19 protein-coding genes and 1 pseudogene are annotated in these 17,701 nt (G+C 35.7%); 7 read left to right on the top strand and 13 right to left on the bottom strand.

The window, feature by feature from the left end:
* Nucleotides 1-43: 43 nt before the first annotated feature.
* Entirely contained in the window at nt 44-1,336 is a 1,293-nt protein-coding gene (locus FH036_RS22980; protein ID WP_000614837.1) for a glycoside hydrolase family 18 protein, read from the top strand.
* 57 nt (nt 1,337-1,393) lie between these two features.
* On the opposite strand, the gene sspN is transcribed toward FH036_RS22980, so the two are convergent.
* The 4 genes from sspN to FH036_RS22955 all read right to left on the bottom strand — a co-directional run bounded on the left by sspN (nt 1,394) and on the right by FH036_RS22955 (nt 3,497).
* Complete coding sequence (gene sspN, locus FH036_RS22975) at nt 1,394-1,528, bottom strand: acid-soluble spore protein SspN (RefSeq protein WP_000527989.1); 135 nt, start codon at nt 1,526-1,528, stop codon at nt 1,394-1,396.
* Between the two features lie 43 nt (nt 1,529-1,571).
* Nucleotides 1,572-1,715, bottom strand: coding sequence for an FbpB family small basic protein (locus FH036_RS22970; protein ID WP_001254697.1), 144 nt, complete (start codon nt 1,713-1,715; stop codon nt 1,572-1,574).
* A gap of 141 nt (nt 1,716-1,856) precedes the next feature.
* On the bottom strand, nt 1,857-2,804 hold the full coding sequence (locus tag FH036_RS22965) for a 3'-5' exonuclease (protein WP_000526916.1): 948 nt from the start codon (nt 2,802-2,804) through the stop codon (nt 1,857-1,859).
* 117 nt (nt 2,805-2,921) lie between these two features.
* Nucleotides 2,922-3,497: a TlpA family protein disulfide reductase gene (locus FH036_RS22955; protein ID WP_000269071.1), complete on the bottom strand. Its 576-nt coding sequence runs from the start codon at nt 3,495-3,497 to the stop codon at nt 2,922-2,924.
* A gap of 251 nt (nt 3,498-3,748) precedes the next feature.
* Here FH036_RS22955 and FH036_RS22950 point away from each other — a divergent pair, with 251 nt between their 5' ends.
* A complete protein-coding gene (locus FH036_RS22950) occupies nt 3,749-4,006 on the top strand; it encodes a hypothetical protein (RefSeq protein WP_044793406.1) in 258 nt (85 codons plus the stop codon).
* A 17-nt stretch (nt 4,007-4,023) separates the two neighbouring features.
* On the opposite strand, the gene FH036_RS22945 is transcribed toward FH036_RS22950, so the two are convergent.
* A complete protein-coding gene (locus tag FH036_RS22945) occupies nt 4,024-5,745 on the bottom strand; it encodes an ABC transporter ATP-binding protein (RefSeq protein ID WP_139896255.1) in 1,722 nt (573 codons plus the stop codon).
* 51 nt (nt 5,746-5,796) lie between these two features.
* Nucleotides 5,797-8,520 carry an aconitate hydratase AcnA gene (gene acnA, locus FH036_RS22940; protein ID WP_044793409.1) on the bottom strand — a complete coding sequence of 908 codons (2,724 nt, stop codon included), beginning with the start codon at nt 8,518-8,520 and terminating at the stop codon, nt 5,797-5,799.
* Between the two features lie 290 nt (nt 8,521-8,810).
* On the opposite strand from acnA, the gene sspO reads away from it, so the two are divergent.
* The gene (sspO, locus tag FH036_RS22935; protein WP_000518051.1) at nt 8,811-8,960 is read left to right on the top strand and encodes an acid-soluble spore protein SspO; all 150 of its coding nucleotides are present in this window, start codon (nt 8,811-8,813) and stop codon (nt 8,958-8,960) included.
* A gap of 41 nt (nt 8,961-9,001) precedes the next feature.
* On the opposite strand, the gene pdaB is transcribed toward sspO, so the two are convergent.
* Nucleotides 9,002-9,727 (bottom strand): polysaccharide deacetylase family sporulation protein PdaB, encoded by a 726-nt coding sequence (gene pdaB, locus FH036_RS22930; protein WP_002022108.1) that lies wholly within the window; start codon nt 9,725-9,727, stop codon nt 9,002-9,004.
* Between the two features lie 45 nt (nt 9,728-9,772).
* Nucleotides 9,773-10,036, bottom strand: a complete 264-nt coding sequence (locus tag FH036_RS22925; RefSeq protein ID WP_001146294.1) for a hypothetical protein — start codon at nt 10,034-10,036, stop codon at nt 9,773-9,775.
* Between the two features lie 121 nt (nt 10,037-10,157).
* Here FH036_RS22925 and FH036_RS22920 point away from each other — a divergent pair, with 121 nt between their 5' ends.
* Together FH036_RS22920 and FH036_RS22915 are read left to right on the top strand one after the other, a co-directional pair.
* Complete coding sequence (locus tag FH036_RS22920) at nt 10,158-10,280, top strand: small acid-soluble spore protein P (protein ID WP_000517649.1); 123 nt, start codon at nt 10,158-10,160, stop codon at nt 10,278-10,280.
* Nucleotides 10,281-10,404: 124 nt separating this feature from the next.
* Nucleotides 10,405-10,791 (top strand): Hsp20/alpha crystallin family protein, encoded by a 387-nt coding sequence (locus FH036_RS22915; protein WP_000516732.1) that lies wholly within the window; start codon nt 10,405-10,407, stop codon nt 10,789-10,791.
* Between the two features lie 93 nt (nt 10,792-10,884).
* Here FH036_RS22915 and FH036_RS22910 read toward each other — a convergent pair whose 3' ends face one another.
* A complete protein-coding gene (locus tag FH036_RS22910; protein ID WP_139896254.1) occupies nt 10,885-12,123 on the bottom strand; it encodes an MDR family MFS transporter in 1,239 nt (412 codons plus the stop codon).
* 68 nt (nt 12,124-12,191) lie between these two features.
* A complete protein-coding gene (locus FH036_RS22905; RefSeq protein WP_000965137.1) occupies nt 12,192-12,599 on the bottom strand; it encodes a hypothetical protein in 408 nt (135 codons plus the stop codon).
* Nucleotides 12,600-12,736: 137 nt separating this feature from the next.
* On the opposite strand from FH036_RS22905, the gene FH036_RS22900 reads away from it, so the two are divergent.
* A complete protein-coding gene (locus FH036_RS22900) occupies nt 12,737-13,939 on the top strand; it encodes an alanyl-tRNA editing protein (RefSeq protein ID WP_180358394.1) in 1,203 nt (400 codons plus the stop codon).
* Between the two features lie 44 nt (nt 13,940-13,983).
* Here FH036_RS22900 and FH036_RS22895 read toward each other — a convergent pair whose 3' ends face one another.
* Nucleotides 13,984-14,427, bottom strand: a complete 444-nt coding sequence (locus FH036_RS22895) for an NUDIX hydrolase (protein WP_139896252.1) — start codon at nt 14,425-14,427, stop codon at nt 13,984-13,986.
* Between the two features lie 104 nt (nt 14,428-14,531).
* Between FH036_RS22895 and FH036_RS22890 the strand changes: the two are divergent.
* Nucleotides 14,532-15,113 (top strand): annotated as a pseudogene (locus tag FH036_RS22890) (DUF6434 domain-containing protein).
* 7 nt (nt 15,114-15,120) lie between these two features.
* Here the strand turns inward: FH036_RS22890 and FH036_RS22885 are convergent.
* Nucleotides 15,121-16,212, bottom strand: coding sequence for an acetyl-CoA C-acyltransferase (locus tag FH036_RS22885; protein WP_139896251.1), 1,092 nt, complete (start codon nt 16,210-16,212; stop codon nt 15,121-15,123).
* Complete coding sequence (locus FH036_RS22880) at nt 16,205-17,668, bottom strand: acyl-CoA synthetase (protein ID WP_139896250.1); 1,464 nt, start codon at nt 17,666-17,668, stop codon at nt 16,205-16,207. Before FH036_RS22880 ends, FH036_RS22885 begins: the two co-directional genes overlap by 8 nt.
* Nucleotides 17,669-17,701: the final 33 nt, after the last annotated feature.

The raw sequence follows: 17,701 nt of genomic DNA, 5'->3' as shown, positions 1-17,701 counted from the left end.
ATAAAATAAAAACAGTGAATCTTTTACCGAAAGGAGCAAGCATATGATTCAAATTGTAACGGTTCGTAGCGGGGATAGCGTATATAGCTTGGCATCAAAATACGGATCCACACCTGACGAAATAGTAAAGGACAATGGACTAAATCCAGCTGAAACACTCGTTGTTGGTCAGGCACTAATTGTGAATACGAAAGGAAATAATTATTATGTACAGCCTGGCGATAGCTTATATCGAATCTCTCAAACATATAACGTTCCTCTCGCTAGTTTAGCTAAAGTGAATAATTTATCTTTAAAATCCATTCTCCATGTTGGCCAGCAATTATATATTCCAAAAGGGACGAAACGAGCAGTAGAATCCATCGCTTATTTACAACCTTCAACTATCCCCATTAAAGAAAGTTTAGTTAATGCTACACGTGCTATTAATCCATTTTTAACATACTTAGCCTACTTCAGTTTCGAGGCAAAAAGAGATGGTACGTTAAAAGAACCAACTGAAACAGCTAAAATTGCTAATATTGCAACGCAAGGAAACACCATTCCTATGCTCGTTATTACAAATATTGAAAATGGAAACTTTAGTGCCGATCTAACATCCGTTATTTTACGTGATGCAACGATTCAAAATAAATTTATTACAAACATTTTGCAAACTGCTGAGAAGTACGGTATGCGAGACATTCATTTTGATTTCGAGAGTGTAGCTCCTGAAGACCGAGAGGCGTATAATCGCTTTTTACGTAATGTGAAAACCCGTTTACCTAACGGATACACATTGAGTACAACGCTAGTACCGAAAACAAGTTCAAACCAAAAAGGAAAATTTTTTGAAGCTCACGATTATAAAGCACAAGGACAAATTGTTGATTTCGTCGTTATTATGACATACGACTGGGGTTGGCAAGGCGGACCACCGATGGCAATTTCTCCTATCGGTCCTGTAAAAGAAGTACTTCAATACGCAAAATCTCAAATGCCGCCACAAAAAATTATGATGGGACAAAATTTATACGGATTCGATTGGAAACTTCCGTTCAAACAAGGAAATCCACCTGCAAAAGCAGTTAGTTCTGTCGCAGCTGTTGCATTAGCTCGTAAATACAATGTTCCTATCCGCTATGATTTCACAGCTCAAGCTCCTCATTTCAATTACTTTGACGAAAACGGCGTACAACACGAAGTTTGGTTTGAAGATGCGAGATCTATTCAAAGTAAATTCAACTTAATGAAAGAACAAGGCATTGGCGGTATTAGTTATTGGAAGATCGGTTTACCATTCCCACAAAATTGGCGTTTACTCGTTGAAAATTTTACGATTACGAAAAAGGGCTGACATAAGTCAGCCCTTTTTTACTCATCACAAAAAGAAGAATGATAACATTCTCCCTTTTTAACCGTTATCAACAATCGGTTGTTTACCCGTTTGGTCTTGCATTTGCTTCCCTTTATTGCCACCAGCTTTTTTTGATTGTGTTCCAATATGATTCGGTACAAAGTCTTTTGAATTCTTTTTCGGATTACCCATTACTATCGCCTCCTTAACAGTAGTATCGTACTAGTGTTAAGAATTATTCAGCTTGCTTAAAAAGTTTCATTTCATAACGTTTTTCAATACGCTCTTCAATGCGATCGATTGCATCGCGATCGCTTAATAATTGTTGTTTATTTTCTTTCACAAGCTCGTCAAATGATTTGCGACGACTTCTTCTCATGCTGTTCACCCTCTCTCCTTCTCATTCTTACTATACATAGTATGAGCAAAGGAAAAACTCTTTAATCAGATTTGCAAGAAAATTTTATGTTTTAATACTCCTAAAAAAACTCCGTGTACAATAAAACGTACACGGAGTTTTTCATACCATAATATTTAAATACTCTTTTAACTTTTCATCTGCATTCATTTCACTTTGTTTATAATCATGCAGCGCTTGCAGTACGAAATCATACTGTTCTAAAATATAACTTTCTAATTTCAGGACGTCCTCTAAGCTATTCAGCATAATTCTCGTATTACCAACTTCACTTTTTAACGCCGGTTCACAGGCTAAACTCGTACATATTTCTTTCACATCATCTTCTAATATGTCTGTTAATACGTATTTCTTTCGCCCTTTTACCTTTAATCTCATAACTGGATAAAAAGCTTTTATATCTAAATAGCTTCCTACATTCATGCAACGAATCCATTCAATATCACGTTTATTTCGTACAAGTATCTCTTTTACCGCTTCATATACTGCTGTTTCATCAAGTACTTCTGTATTCGATTTCCTTTTCGCCTCTTCTTCAATAGAGGCACATTTTTGATAAACTGCTGCACAAGTAATACAATCATCAAATGCATTATGAGAACTTAAACGAATTCCAAGCATTCGCTTTAACGTTTCAAGTTTATGATTAGGAGCGTGTTTCATATATTTCTTCGCTAAAAATACAGTATCAATCACTTTATTTTTCGGTTCCGGTAAACCAAGCATATTCACATTACTTTTCAAAAAGCGCATATCAAAAGATGCATTATGAGCGACAATTACATTTGTATGTAAAAATGCTAAAAATAAAGGTAACACTTCTTCAATCGTCGGTGCATCCGAAACACGATAATTTGTAATACCTGTTAAACTCGTTATTCGGTCCGGAATTGAACGCTCTGGATTCACATAGGAAACAAATTGATCTACTAGTTCATGATTACGATATTTCACTGCTGCGACTTGAATAATTTTATCATTATAAGGGTTAAATCCTGTTGTTTCAAAGTCAATTACAACATAATCTAACGGTAAGGATATATTCCCCACTCCAAATACACTCCTTTATCTCTCAACGTTTATATTTCTTTTATCATATCATGAAGCTTTCACTACGTGAAAAAGAAAAGGCAGAAATGATTATATTCCATCTCTACCTTTTCACTGTTATTTTAATTTAGCAATCCGTTTCTCCATTTCTTTTTGTGTCATCGGTCCAATAAACTTATCTTGAATGACACCTTTTGTATCTATAAAATACGAAGTTGGGATCGTAATGACTTTATACGCTGTTGTTACATCAATGTTCTTGTCCAATAAAATAGGAAAAGTAATTCCTTTTTCCTTTGCAAAATTACTTACCTTTTCTATCCCCCCACCTTTTTCTGAAGGCGTATAATTTATTGCTAAAATTTCTACATTTTCTTTATGCTCTTTATAGAAAGCCTCCATATCTGGCATTTCTTGCTGGCAAGGCCCACACCAAGTTGCCCAAAAGTTTAAAATCACTTTCTTTCCTTTTAAATCCGATAACTTTACATTCGTTCCATCTAACTTCGTTAATTCAAAGTCCGGCGCACTCTTCCCTATTTCAATACCATTACTTGCAATCATCTCTTTCATAGCAGCTTCACTTTTTGTGCGCTCCCCTTGGACCACTTGATCGTTTTTACCAAACTGTTCATAAGCTGCATATCCCGCTAAACAAAGTAACACTACAATAATCGTAAGCTTCCGCCACATTTTATATCACCCTAACGTATTTATCTTCTTTTAACATATTTATCAAAATACTATATACCTTATTTTAGCTTATACGGACAAGCTTGGAAATATTCACAGTCGAAATAATTAGAATATTCTTATTTAAAGTGCGTTTTTTTCCTTTTTATCATATAATTAGAAAAACAGATAAAGTGTTGCTTATCTTCTTATGGACCCATTCACCTTTTTCCTCTCATAGTTATAACCCTACAACAAAAGGGGGATTGTTTATGAATTCATTCGAAAAAACAACATTATATATTCTTAGTTTTCTTTTATACCCAGTCGGTATTATTACATGGATCATTTCACTCTTTAGTAAAGATCTTGAAAAAAAGAAAGTAGGACGCATTTGTCTCTACGTCTCTCTAGTCTCATTCGTCCTTTTCTTAATTCTTGGAATTGCCACTTTCCTTGTGACTGCTACCTTTAACGTTGATCTGAATCATTCAGAATCTATTGAGTATCAAATTAATGATGCTGAATAAGGATAAGAGCAGTGCCCTTATCCTTGTTCACATTTCTTAAAAAATGAATGACTATATATTAATTTTTCAGGACTTCCACATGCAACAATACTACCTTCTTTCATTATGACAACACGATCTGCTAGTATTACTTTCTCTACATCATGTGTCGCCACAATTCTCGTGACCTCACCTCCCAGCCCTTCTATCATATCCCAAACAATTTCTTGATTGCTCGGATCTAATCCAGCAGTCGGTTCATCTAAAATAATAAAATTCGGATTTGAACCTATTGCTCGCAATAATGCAAGCCGTTTTCTTTCTCCTCCCGAAAACTCTTCTCCACTTTTATGTAGTACAGTTTGAATCCCCTTAGGTAAATCTCTAATTATCGGCTTCACATTTATAAGTTCAATATTTTTTTCTAAATCATTTTCTAAATACTCCTCCCCGAAATACATATTCTCTTTTACTGTCGTCCGAAAAAAATGAGGTTCTTGCCACACTGTAGTCATACGAGCCTTCTGACCATAATAAACAATGCTACCGTTAGATGGTTTATACAAACCTGTCATTAATTTTAAAAGCGTCGTTTTTCCTGCACCACTTTCTCCTAAAATCATAACGAGTTCACCTGGAGTAATTTGCAAATCAATATTATGAATTCTGTATTTCTCTTCATCATTCTCCTGAAATGAAACATTTGTTACCGTTATCCCCATCGCTCTTTCTCGATTACCATTTGTCACTCGTCTATCTAAAAAAGAAAAAATTCTATTTGCCGAAGCGACTGCAACTTGTGTCATCATTAACAAATCGCCCACATAATGGACAGGGAAAAAGAGCATTTCAATTGTCGCTAACACGGCAACAAGTGAACCAACTTCCATTTCCCCTTTCATTATTTTTTGCGCACCTATAATGAGAACAACGATATATGCTCCTGTTTCCATCACCGTTCCAACTACTCCAATGCAATGTTGCATCATCGTCTTCTTTACTTCCGATTTATAAGATTGTGCCGTTACTCCTTTAAATAAGCGAATGGCCCATTTTTCTTTTTGTAAACTACGTAAATCTTGTGCTCCTTTTACAAATTGTGACATCATCTCTACAACAGTTGATTGATTTTTTTGAGCAATACTGGCAATATTTCTTACCTTTTTCCCTAAAAGCATCGGAACCATTGCACTTAAAAATAAAAATGGAGTTACCCACAATATAAACTGTATATCTATATGTTGTAGTGCTATGATCGCACCGATAAATTGCGCAATGGCGTGTATATATTCTATTAATATAGAACCATATAACCTGACCCAGTTCGGAATATCAGATACGACTAACGTTTCTAGCTCTCCTTGTTTGATTTTCTCACTCTCTTCAAACGGTAATAGGAAAAAATGGCGCAATACATCTATACGCTTCTCTCGTAATATTCGCTGGCTCGCTTTTGAGCTTACATAATCAAATGAAAGATTGTTCACCCACATCAATAAGCGGGTAACTGTAAACAAAGTAATGTAAAAATACGCTCCCTTCAGCTCTCGTTGAATTAGGTTATCTACAATTAGTCCCATGAATAGTGGACGGGATAGATTTAAAATAGCTGCAAAAATCCCACTGCATACAGCTGCTATTACTAATATTTTTTCTTTCTGTAACGGTAACAAAATTCTTTTAAATTCTTTCATGACATTCCCTCCATTTTTTATAGCAAAAAGAAAGGGATGAAACCATTTGGTTTCATCCCTTTCCATAAAATAAGGAAGCTAACAGTTGTTAGCTTCCTTATCATTCATTTCAATTGTTTAGTTCGACACTTTAGACTCCTCAATTTTCTCACGAAGAACCATTTGTAAGATACCACCGTGACGGTAGTAGTCAATTTCCACTTCACTATCGAAACGAGCTACTACTTCAAATTGTTTTTCGTTGCCATCTGCATCAGTTGCAACTACTTTTACAAGATCGCGTGGTCTAACTGTTTTGTCGATTTGAATTTCATACGACTCGTTACCAACAAGACCTAATGTTTCAGCGCTTTCGCCATCTTTAAATTGAAGTGGTAATACACCCATTAATACTAAGTTACTGCGGTGGATACGTTCGAAGCTTTCTGCAATTACTGCTTTAATACCTAATAAGTTTGTACCTTTTGCAGCCCAGTCACGAGAACTTCCCATACCGTAATCTTTACCAGCAACAACTAGAAGGCCTGTGCCATCTTCTTTATATTTCATAGCAGCATCATAGATAGATGTTACTTCACCAGTTGGCCAGTATGTTGTATATCCGCCTTCTGTTCCTGGTGCGATTTGGTTTTTAATACGGATATTCGCGAATGTACCACGCATCATAACTTCATGGTTACCACGACGAGAACCGTAAGAGTTGAAGTCAACTGGTTGTACGCCGTTTTCTAATAAATAGCGTCCAGCTGGTGTGTGCTTACCGATTGAACCTGCTGGTGAAATGTGGTCTGTCGTTACAGAGTCACCAAATTTACCAACTACGCGTAAGCCTGATAACGTTTCAACTTCACCTGGCTCTTTAGATAAACCTTCAAAGAATGGTGGGTTTTGAATGTATGTTGAATCATTATCCCAAGTATATAAAGCTTCGTTTGAAGTTTGGATTTCATTCCAACGCTCATTGCTATTAAATACTTGTGCATATTCTTTCTTGAACAGTTCAGATGTAACAACACTTTGGACTACATCTTCAATTTCTTTAGCTGATGGCCAAATATCGTTGAAGTAAACAGCATTACCATTTGCATCTTTACCGATTTCATCATTTTTCAGGTCAATATCAACAGTACCTGCAAGTGCATATGCCACAACAAGTGGTGGTGATGCTAAATAGTTTGCTTTTACAAGTGGGTGAATACGACCTTCAAAGTTACGGTTACCAGATAAAACAGATGTTACTAGTAAGTCGTTTGCTGCGATTGCTTCTTCTAATTCTGGCGCTAATGGACCAGAGTTACCGATACAAGTCGTACAGCCGTAACCAACTGTTTGGAAACCTAATTGGTCTAAATACGTTGTTAAACCTGATTTATCTAAGTATTCAGTAACAACTTTAGATCCTGGTGCTAATGATGTTTTTACGTACTCAGGTACTTTAAGTCCTTTTTCAATTGCTTTCTTCGCAACTAAACCTGCCCCAATTAATACGTATGGGTTTGATGTATTTGTACAGCTTGTAATTGCAGCGATTGCGATTGCACCTGTTTTCATCGTTACTTCTTTATCTTCTAATGTAACCTTCACTTCTTTATCGAACTCTTGCTCATTAAATCCAAGTCCTTGTGTTCCAACTGGTGCTACAACAGCTTTGTGGAACGCATCTTTCATATCTGAAAGTGGAATTAAATCTTGTGGGCGTTTCGGTCCAGAAAGGTTAGATTCAATTGTATTTAAATCAATTTCAACAAGATCAGTGTAAATCGGATCTTTGCTGTCTGCTGTATAGAATAAGCCGTTTGCTTTACAGTATTCTTCAACAACGCGAATTTGCTCTTCATCTCTACCTGTTAAACGTAAGTATTCTAATGAAATTTCGTCGATTGGGAAGAATCCACAAGTTGCGCCGTATTCTGGTGCCATATTTGAAATTGTTGCACGGTCAGCTAAAGGCATGCTCTTTAGTCCATTACCGAAGAACTCAACGAATTTACCAACTACACCTTTTTGACGTAATACTTGTGTTACTTTTAATGCAACGTCTGTTGCTGTAGTACCACTTGGAAGTGTACCAGTTAATTTCACACCGATTACTTCAGGTACTGGGAAGTATGAAGGCTGTCCAAGCATTCCTGCTTCTGCTTCAATACCACCAACGCCCCATCCAAGAACGCCGATACCGTTAATCATTGTTGTATGTGAGTCTGTTCCAACTAATGAATCTGGGTATGCAACTAAGTCACCTTCAGCATTTTTTACCGCGTGAACGACTGGTGCTAAATATTCAAGGTTTACTTGGTGTACAATACCTGTAGCTGGCGGAACTGCACGGTAGTTATCAAATGATTTTTGTGCCCAGCTTAAAAATTTATAACGTTCTTCATTACGTTTAAACTCTAAGTCCATGTTGAATGCAAGCGCGTCTGCCGTACCCGCTCTATCAACCTGTACAGAGTGGTCAATTACAAGGTCTACAGTAATTTCTGGATTGATTTTATCAGGATCCCCACCCATGTCTGCCATTGCTTTACGAAGCGAAGCCAAATCTACAACAGCTGGAACACCAGTGAAATCTTGTAAAATTACACGAGATGGTTTAAATGGAACATCGATATCTTGCACATCTTTCGTTCCCCATTTCGCTAAATTTGTAACATGCTCTTCTGTAATTACACGTCCGTCTACTTGACGAAGTACTGATTCAAGTAAAACTTTCACGGAATATGGTAATTGAGATACGTTGCCAACCCCTGCATTTTCAAGCGCTTTCAAATCATAATAATGATACGTTTTTCCATCTACTTCAAAAGTTGCACGTGATTGAAATGGATTATGTTTGACCATTATGTTTCCCCCCTGTTAAACGTGACTAAGTTGTCTGAATATAAAATGTAGACAAACTTTTCAATACCTTACGATAATATCTTATTACAACTTTCTAAATAAGTAAATAATAAGAAACTTATAGATTATCATAAGTTTTCTTTATGTTTCTAAATTTGAATAGTGTTCATGTTCCTTATGAATACTATTACCATAAAGTAAAGTGCTCTATTAGCGCTTTCTTTACAGTTCATACATACTATGAACTGCTCATCATGCAACTTACAAAAAAGTTATAGAGGTGAAATAAAATGGGTAAAAGAAAAGCAAATCATACTATTTCAGGAATGAATGCAGCATCTGCACAAGGACAAGGTGCTGGTTATAACGAAGAGTTTGCAAATGAAAACTTAACTGCTGCAGAACGACAAAATAATAAGAAACGCAAAAAGAACCAGTAACGAAAAATCCCAAAAGGAGCATTCACCTTTTGGGATTTTTTCTAATGTTTATAACGTAACAATTCCGAAACCGTTACAAATCGATAGCCCTGCTTTTTCAGTTCAGGTAATATTTTTGCTAGCGCTGCTACTGTTTGACTACGATTATTTCCTCCATCATGTAGCAATACTATATCACCACTTTTAGCATGTTTCACTACATGATTTACAATGGATTCAACCCCTGGATTTGCCCAATCACGTGGATCTTGATGCCACGACCATAGAACAGTTTGATAACCAGCTTCTTTCGCTGTTTTAAATACAGCATCGTTAATATATCCACCAGGTGGACGGAAGAGTAAAGGTTCTTTCACCCATTTTTCGAAAAATTTCTTTCCATCTAAAATATCATTTTCTAATTTTTCATCTGATGAATTACTCGCATACAAATGGTTCATCGTATGATTTCCAATTTCATGCCCCTCTTTTAACACTTGTTTCACTAAATATGGATTACGCTGAACTCGAAATCCAATCATAAAAAATGTCGCTTCTGCTTTATATTGGCGCAATAAATTTAAAATTTGTGGTGTATAAGTTGGATCCGGCCCATCATCAAATGTAATAGCAATAATCTTTTCATTATTAGGTACTTCCCATGTTACATAGCCAGTTGGTTCTAGCTCTTTTCTGAGCAACATTTTCGCTTCCACTTTTTCAACTTGAAATATATGTACTGCGCATAATAAAGAAAAAACGAGTAGAAAAATTTTCTGTTTTCGCATAATATTCGTTAAAGTAAGAGGTTGTCGAATACACAACAACATCATTTACTTTTCTAATTGATCTACATGCTGCATAATATTTTGAAGATTATTTTCGTATTGCTCAAGTTGTGGGCGTTGTGTTTCCGAAGCTACTTCTAGTGCATTTTGAATCTGTTCATAGGCTTCCTGAACCTCTTGGCGTAATTCTTTTAAATCATGACCGTAGTTTGGATCATTTTTTACAATGTTGTTAAATGCATTTTCTGCTTGTGTAACTCCTTGCTGCGCTGCTTGAAAAGCTTGCTGCTTATCTTTATGATATGGCATTATATAATCCCCTTTCCATAATAGTTAGTCCCAATTATCTTTACCTTTTTTTCTAAAAACATTCTCGTATAAATTTGCAAACTTCTCTCATTCTAAAGAGAAAGAGGAGGTGTCACATACAATGGGCAAAAACAATCGTGAAGCGAAAGAAAAAAAAGGACAACCCGAACCATTAAGCGGATCTCATAAAGTAAAAAACCGTAACCATTCACGTCAAAAACATCATGCACATCATGATATGTAAAACAAAAAATGCACACTAGCTACCTTTTCCACATACAATGTTTATATTTTTCCATTTATTCTTCACCCCTACTTCATTCATGCATAACATAGTATGAATTGAGATTTTACGGAGGGTGTCTTACATGGGCAAGAAAAAGAAGGATTGTCTTTTTCATGTTGATGGTTTCGAAGAATGGATGGATCAGTTTTGTTCTGATTCTTGTAGCAACTTTAGTTTCCCAAATCAAATTCATATTGACCTTTGTGAAACGGAACAAGAATACATTTTGGAAACAGATGTACCAAATGTAAAAGAACAAAATGTAGTCATTAAAAAGATGAAGACAGGCCTAAACATTTGCATACTTCATAAAAATATTTCTTTGCAGAGAATCATTCCTTTACCCGATAATATTATTTATAAGAAGATGCTAGCCTGCTTAGAGAATGGATATTTAGCCATTCATATTTCCAAAAACGAAGTTGCTCATAAACATGAAGAAAAAGTTCTTTTTCAAATTGAGAATTAAAATAAAGTAAAACTTTAATCAACAGGAGTTTTACTACCCGTTAATAACGGGATAAATACAAAAATAAGCCCCAGCAGATGACTGGGGCTTATTTTATTTCGCATGTAATTCTAAATTACAATTTGCACCATGCCTTTTTTTCAATAAACCTTTCGTAATTAAAAGTACAGGAAATGCTACAGTTGAAAATATAGCTAACGCTGAAAATACTACAAATCCATTTTGGTACCCGTAATAATCGAGAAGTACTCCCCCAAACCATGGACCTATTACTGCTCCAATTCCTGAAAAGCCCATTGCTCCAAAGTACGTTCCTTTTAGATGCGCAACAGCTATATCATCAATAAATACATCCGTCATCGAAAACATTAAGACTTCTCCAATTGTAAAAATAATTGTGCAAATAGCAGCACCTAGCATAGATTCTACTATTCCAAATCCAAATAATCCCCCGCTCACAAATAAAGTTCCAACCATAATGGATGCTAATGGTGTATACTTTTTACACATTTGAATAACAGGATATTGAATTACGACTACAACAATCGCATTTAATGCTAACATATATGAAAATAATTTCACTCCATCCTGGAATATATGTGCATTTGCAAAATATTGTGATACTGTCGTCGTTAAGTGAGAAAAACCACAATTACTCAAAATAATACCAACTAACGCAACTAAAAATACAACATCCTTTCGCAAAATGCGAATTGCATTTAACATTGTTACAGGCTTTTCTATATTTACTTTCTTTTTTTCAATTGGATACTTCTTAAATTGGAATGCTAATATAGCTGTATATAGAATATATACTCCCGCTGCTACTAAAAAAGGAATTGTTGATTTTGCGCTTCCGATTTGTAATCCGACAAGTGGCCCAATCGCTACTCCAACATTGATTGCACCGTAACGCAAATTATATACGAGTAAACGATACTCTGGTTTCGTTAAATCTGATAATAATGCTCTTGACGTCGGTTCAAAAAAGGACCTACATAATCCATTCAAAGCATTTAATAAAAAGAAACTTAAAACATGATCTGCAAGTGAAAATCCTATGAATACAAACACCCAAACAATCATGGACCATATTAGAATCATATTTCGACCAAATCGATCAGATAAATTCCCTCCGATAAAACTAGCAAACACTCCAACAAGTGCACTCGTTCCAATAATAGCACCCGTCATTCCAGCTGATACACCTTTAACAGTCGTTAAATAAATTGCTAAAAAAGGAATACTCATTGACGTGGCAAACCTCGCAAATAAAGTCCCTATTATAATTGTCATTCCTAACGGATGAATATTTTGTAACTTCCCCTTCATCTTAAAAACCTACTCTCCCTGTTATCACATAAAAAAAGAAAGCAAAGGATTTGCTTTCTTTTCCCTTTTTATACTTGAGCTGTTGATACTCGAGCTGTTCTCGTTATATCCATATCTATGCCATATGTAAACTGTAATTCTTTACAAACATCTTTAATTAAAATTGCGACATTATACTTTTCATTAAATTGTAAAACGATGTTTTCTACTTCTTCATATGTATACTTATATTCCCCTGTAATGACACTTTTTAGATCAAAGCATTCATTTATACAAAGTTGTACAAGCAGCTCGTCATATTTCTCTATTACATCTTCTTTCTTCCACAGTACCTCTTTTACATATAACCGATCAAACTTCACACTTTCACGGTTACAATCCGTTAAAATCCGGGTCATTTCGTTTAATTCTCGATACAATTCAGAAATATTTTTGCTTAAACTAAGCAGTTTATCTACGCCGTTTTCATATAACATATTCATTCCACCCCCGCATTTTCTTTTTCTTATTATAGCAAGAAAATTCCAAAAAAAGTTTCTTTCTTCTGAAATATTAGGAAACTAATTTCAATTGTTTTACAATGAAACTAGTGAACATGAAAGGGGAAAGAAAATTGGTACAAAAATTATATTACACTGACGCTTATAAAAAGGACTTTACTACTAAAATTATAAAGCAAGATTATGATAAAGACGGGCACTTATACGTTGTTTTAAACGAAACGGCATTTTATCCGACAGGTGGCGGACAACCGTATGATACTGGCACATTAAATGACATCGATGTAATCAATGTAGAAGAGATAGATGGAGAAATTCGCCACTTCATTGTAGAACAATTACATACAGAAGAAGTAGAAGGTAAAATCAATTGGGAGCGCCGTTTTGATCATATGCAACAACATGCGGCTCAGCATATTTTATCTGCTTCCTTTTGGGATTATTTTAACATACCTACGATTGGATTCCATCTTGGTAGAGAAACGGTAACAATCGATTTAGAAACAGAAAATCTGCATACAGAAACAGTTGAAAAAGCAGTACAAATTGCAAACAATATAGTTTTTGAAAACCATCCAATCCGTATAGAGTGGATGGACTTAGAAGAAGCGAAAACATTACCTCTTCGTAAAGAACCGAATATGACAGAAAATATACGCATTGTTATGATCGAAAACTTTGATTATAACGGCTGTGGCGGAACACACCCGAAACGTACTGGTGAAGTAGGTCCTATTCAAGTTCTTAGCTGGGAACGCAATAAAGGTGGCATACGACTAACGTTTATCGCTGGCTGGCGCACACTTAAAGTAATAGGGCAACAACAACAAATTATGAAGGATGTTTCCAAACAATTAAACAGTAGCGAGAGTGATATTCCAGCAAAAGTAGCACAACTGCTTACTTCTCAAAAAGAAAACGAAAAAACAATACAAACAATGAATGAAAAATTATTATATACAGAGGCAAATGAACTACTTCAACAGCCTGTCAAAATACATGCTAGCATACTTATTTCTAAAGTGTTTACAAATCGTTCTATGCAAGAAATCGCAAAACTATCCGCTATTATTACAGAACAACAAGAACATGCCATTACATATTTTGTTATTGAAAACGAGGACAAATTACAATGTATTCTTGCTTGCGGAAAAACAGTCACGTTTGATATGAATGCTCTTTTAAAAGATGCACTTCCTGCAATTGAAGGAAAAGGTGGCGGAAATAAAAAAAGTGCTCGTGGCGGCGGGAAAGCGGTTATGACCGGAGAAGAGTTTTTAAATCAACTTGTTTCTTCTTTACAGTCAGCAGTGTAAAAGATTTTTGCGAAGGATAGCTACTAGCTATCCTTCCTCTATATTTACAAGCCAATATTTCGTTTCAATCCTTGGTAACTCCCTGCATTCACAAAACCTTTATTTACCAGTTTTATAAAAGTTTCCGAAAAACCATAATGACTTAATTCGTTAATCGGTACCATTTGCACATCATGAATCGGATTATGATCGAACTCGTTAGAAGGTAGCGTAATTTCACCTTCAATCCTTTCAAGCAAAAACGTTATATGTAATAAAGACGGGCGTTCATCTGGTTTATCACAAACATAGAGTAGCTTCTGAATGTTAACTTCTAACCCTGTCTCTTCTCTCATTTCTCGAATCATTGCTTCCTCTAACGTTTCGCCATTCTCTGCTCTTCCTCCAGGTAAAGACCAATTCCGATTAGCAACTTTTTGCTTTACTAGCAATACCTTTTCATCTTCAATTAAAATTCCGGTAACACGAACTTGCATTACATTTTCCATATGTAATCTCCTCTTCCTGTTATATTTACAAATTAATCCTTCCACAAAAAGAACATATGTTTTATAATTAAAGAAAATTATGGAAGAAAGAAGTTGTTACATTCATGCGTCCACCTTTAACAAAGTCTATATCACTTGAAGATTTCCAAAACTATTATTGGTTAAAAGCAGAACTGCAAACATTTTGTCGTGAGCATGGGTTACCAGCTAGTGGCTCTAAGATTGAAATAACCGAGCGTATCTCACATTATTTATATACTGGTAAAATATTAAAAAACAGCTCTGGTCAAAAGATGAGTAAAACTTCCCTCTCTTATAAAGAACTTTCTCTTCAAACGATTATTACTAACAATCACCGCTGTAGCGAAGATGTTCGTGCTTTTTTCAAAGAAAAAATTGGAGCAAACTTCCGCTTTACAGTAGCTCTTCAAAAGTTTTTTAAAGAGAATGTTGGAAAAACATATGAAGACGCGATAACATTTTGGTATGAAGAAAACGAACGTAAAAAAGACCCTACATATAAAACAACGATCAGCGCGTAGTTTGAATACAATCGTTTTACTCGTGACTTTTTCGAAGATCCACATAATAAAGGAAAATCAAAAGCTGATGCTATCGCTGCTTGGAATGAAATAAAAGCAAAACGTGGTAGCAATGCTTATGTTCCTCAAAAAGTAGAAAACTAGTTCCTTTCTAGTCTTCTACTTTCTCAAATAATAGTGCAAGACCTATCCCGCCCCCTATTCCTAACGTCGCGATTCCGTATTTCATACGCTCTCGTTTCGCCTGATAAAACAAGCGCGTTACAAGCATAGCCCCAGATGCACCGTACGGATGACCGAGCGCAATTGCACCACCATTTACATTTAATTTTTCATACGGAATTTGTAACTCCTTTGCACAAGCTACAACTTTTGAAGCAAATGCTTCATTTATTTCAAAATAATCGATGTCCTCTACTTTCATATTCATTTCGTTTAGTAATTTGTTCACCGCAAATATTGGACCAGTCCCCGGAAGGTTGGGATCCACTCCAACTACAGCACTGCGAACAAAACGAAGAATAGGCTTGTATCCTAATTTTCGAGCTTGCCGCTCTTCCATTACAAGAACTGCACACGCCCCGTCGTTTACACCACACGAATTCCCTGCCGTTACTGTACCATTTTGTAGAAATGCGGGTTTAGTTCTTTTAATCATTCGTTCATAATTCATTTCTGGCTTTATAGACTCATCTAACAATCCATTAAAAGACAATATTTCATCATGTATATATCCTTTTTCTAATGCTTGCAGTGTTCGTTTGTAGCTGAGGCAAGCATACTCGTCTTGCATTTCTCTCGTGATGTTATAACGTTCTGCAACATATTCAGCCGCTACTCCCATATCAGGATCGCCTATTGTTTCTGGTGAAAATCGTGCTCTATTTTGAAAAGGTGACGTACTTGTACTCTCTACTCCTCCTGCAATATAACAATTACCTGCTCCACCTTGAATAAAATGACATGCGGTGCGAATCGCTTCCAATCCGGCACCACATTGCCGGTCAATCGTTACACCCGGAATATGATGACTAAGCCCTGCTTCTAAAGCAGATAATCTCGCAACATTCCCTCCTGGCCCAACAACATTCCCTAATATGACATCGTCTATTGCTCTCTCCATTCCTTTACTTAAAAATGTAAGAAGCGGCGCTGCTAATTGCTGAACTTCATAGTCTTTTAACATCCCATTCTTCTTACCAATAGGTGTCCTTTTCGCTTCTACAACAACTGCTCTATTCATATATTTCCTCCTGATTTTCAATGATACTTTTTGCTTCCATACGAGCGATTTTCCCGCTATTTGTATACGGTATTTCATTAACGAAATACCATTCTTTCGGTATTTTAAAAGAGGATAATCGTTGTAAGCAAAAACTCTTTAATTGTTGCCTCGTAGCACTTCCTTTTACAATCGCGACAGGTTTTTCACCCCAGTAACTATCTTCCACACCAATTACAACTATTTCATCAACAGCTGGATGTTCGTGTAATACGCTTTCTATTTCTTCTGGGAAAATATTAATTCCCCCAAATAAAATCATATTCTTCTCTCTACCGACAATATAAATAAATCCTTCTTCATCTTCATAACCTACATCTCGCACTGTCATCCAGCCATCTGCAGTCAACTCTGGAATTAAAATCCCATCTAATATGTATCCCATAAAAAACTGATCACTTTTCACATAAACAGTTCCTATCTCACCTTTCTGTACTTCTTCTCCTGCTTCATTACATATTCGCACTTGCACATTGTGGCAAGATTTCCCTACTGAATTTGGTCTTCTATTACTCTCTTCATCAACTAGCGCTGTTACAAAGCTTAACTCCGATGCACCGTAAAATTCATATCTTTTCGCATAAGGAAATATACTCTTTATTTTTTCTTTCGCTTCAGCTTCCCACTTCGCTCCTGACGAAATTATTTTCATTTTATTTTCTATTACTCTATTTTCTTTATATAAAGATTCAAGCATTGTCGGAACTGTATACATAACTGATATATTTTCAGTTTCTAACTTATCTAGTACTTGATTTGGAATAAACTTTCTCATAATGTGAACCGTTTGTCCTACATATAATGCGCTTATTGCCCCGTATAAGAAAAGAGAATGAACGAGCGTCCCAGCTATTAAAATCGAATCCTCTCTTTTCATATGAAAGTCATGTACATTACAATCAAAACTATGAAGCCACGATTGTTGCGCACGTAAAAACGCTTTTGCTTTTCCAGTTGATCCTGATGTGAATCCCATATAAAAAGGAGCATTTTGTACATTTTTTACGGACTGATATGCAGGAAGATAATGCTCTATCATTCTTTTCCACTCATCAATTTCTATTACTCTTCCTTCTTCACCAGGTAGATCATTTACCTTATATCGCTCTGTCACAATCACATCCGGATTACTGATTGCAATCCTTTCTTTAAGCTCATCCTGTTTCCACCTTATATCTAATGGTACACAAATCCATCCGGCCATAGCAGCACCAGCGAATAGTTGTAAAAACTCTATACGATTTTCTAATACGATTGCTATCGTTTTATTCTTTGACTTTTTTTCATCCAACCAGTTTACTACTTTACACACTGACTCAAACCACTCTTTATATGTTAAAACTCGATCATTTTCCTTTATTGCTATTTTATTCGGTTGTACAGAGGCATGCTTTTTATATTCTTTTGTAATCCCCATATGAGACGTCCTTTCTTGACAAAATAATAAAAA

This window comes from Bacillus sp. CD3-5, from assembly GCF_006349665.1.
GTDB lineage: Bacteria > Bacillota > Bacilli > Bacillales > Bacillaceae_G > Bacillus_A > Bacillus_A paranthracis.
This window is presented reverse-complemented; position numbering and strand designations above follow the sequence as displayed.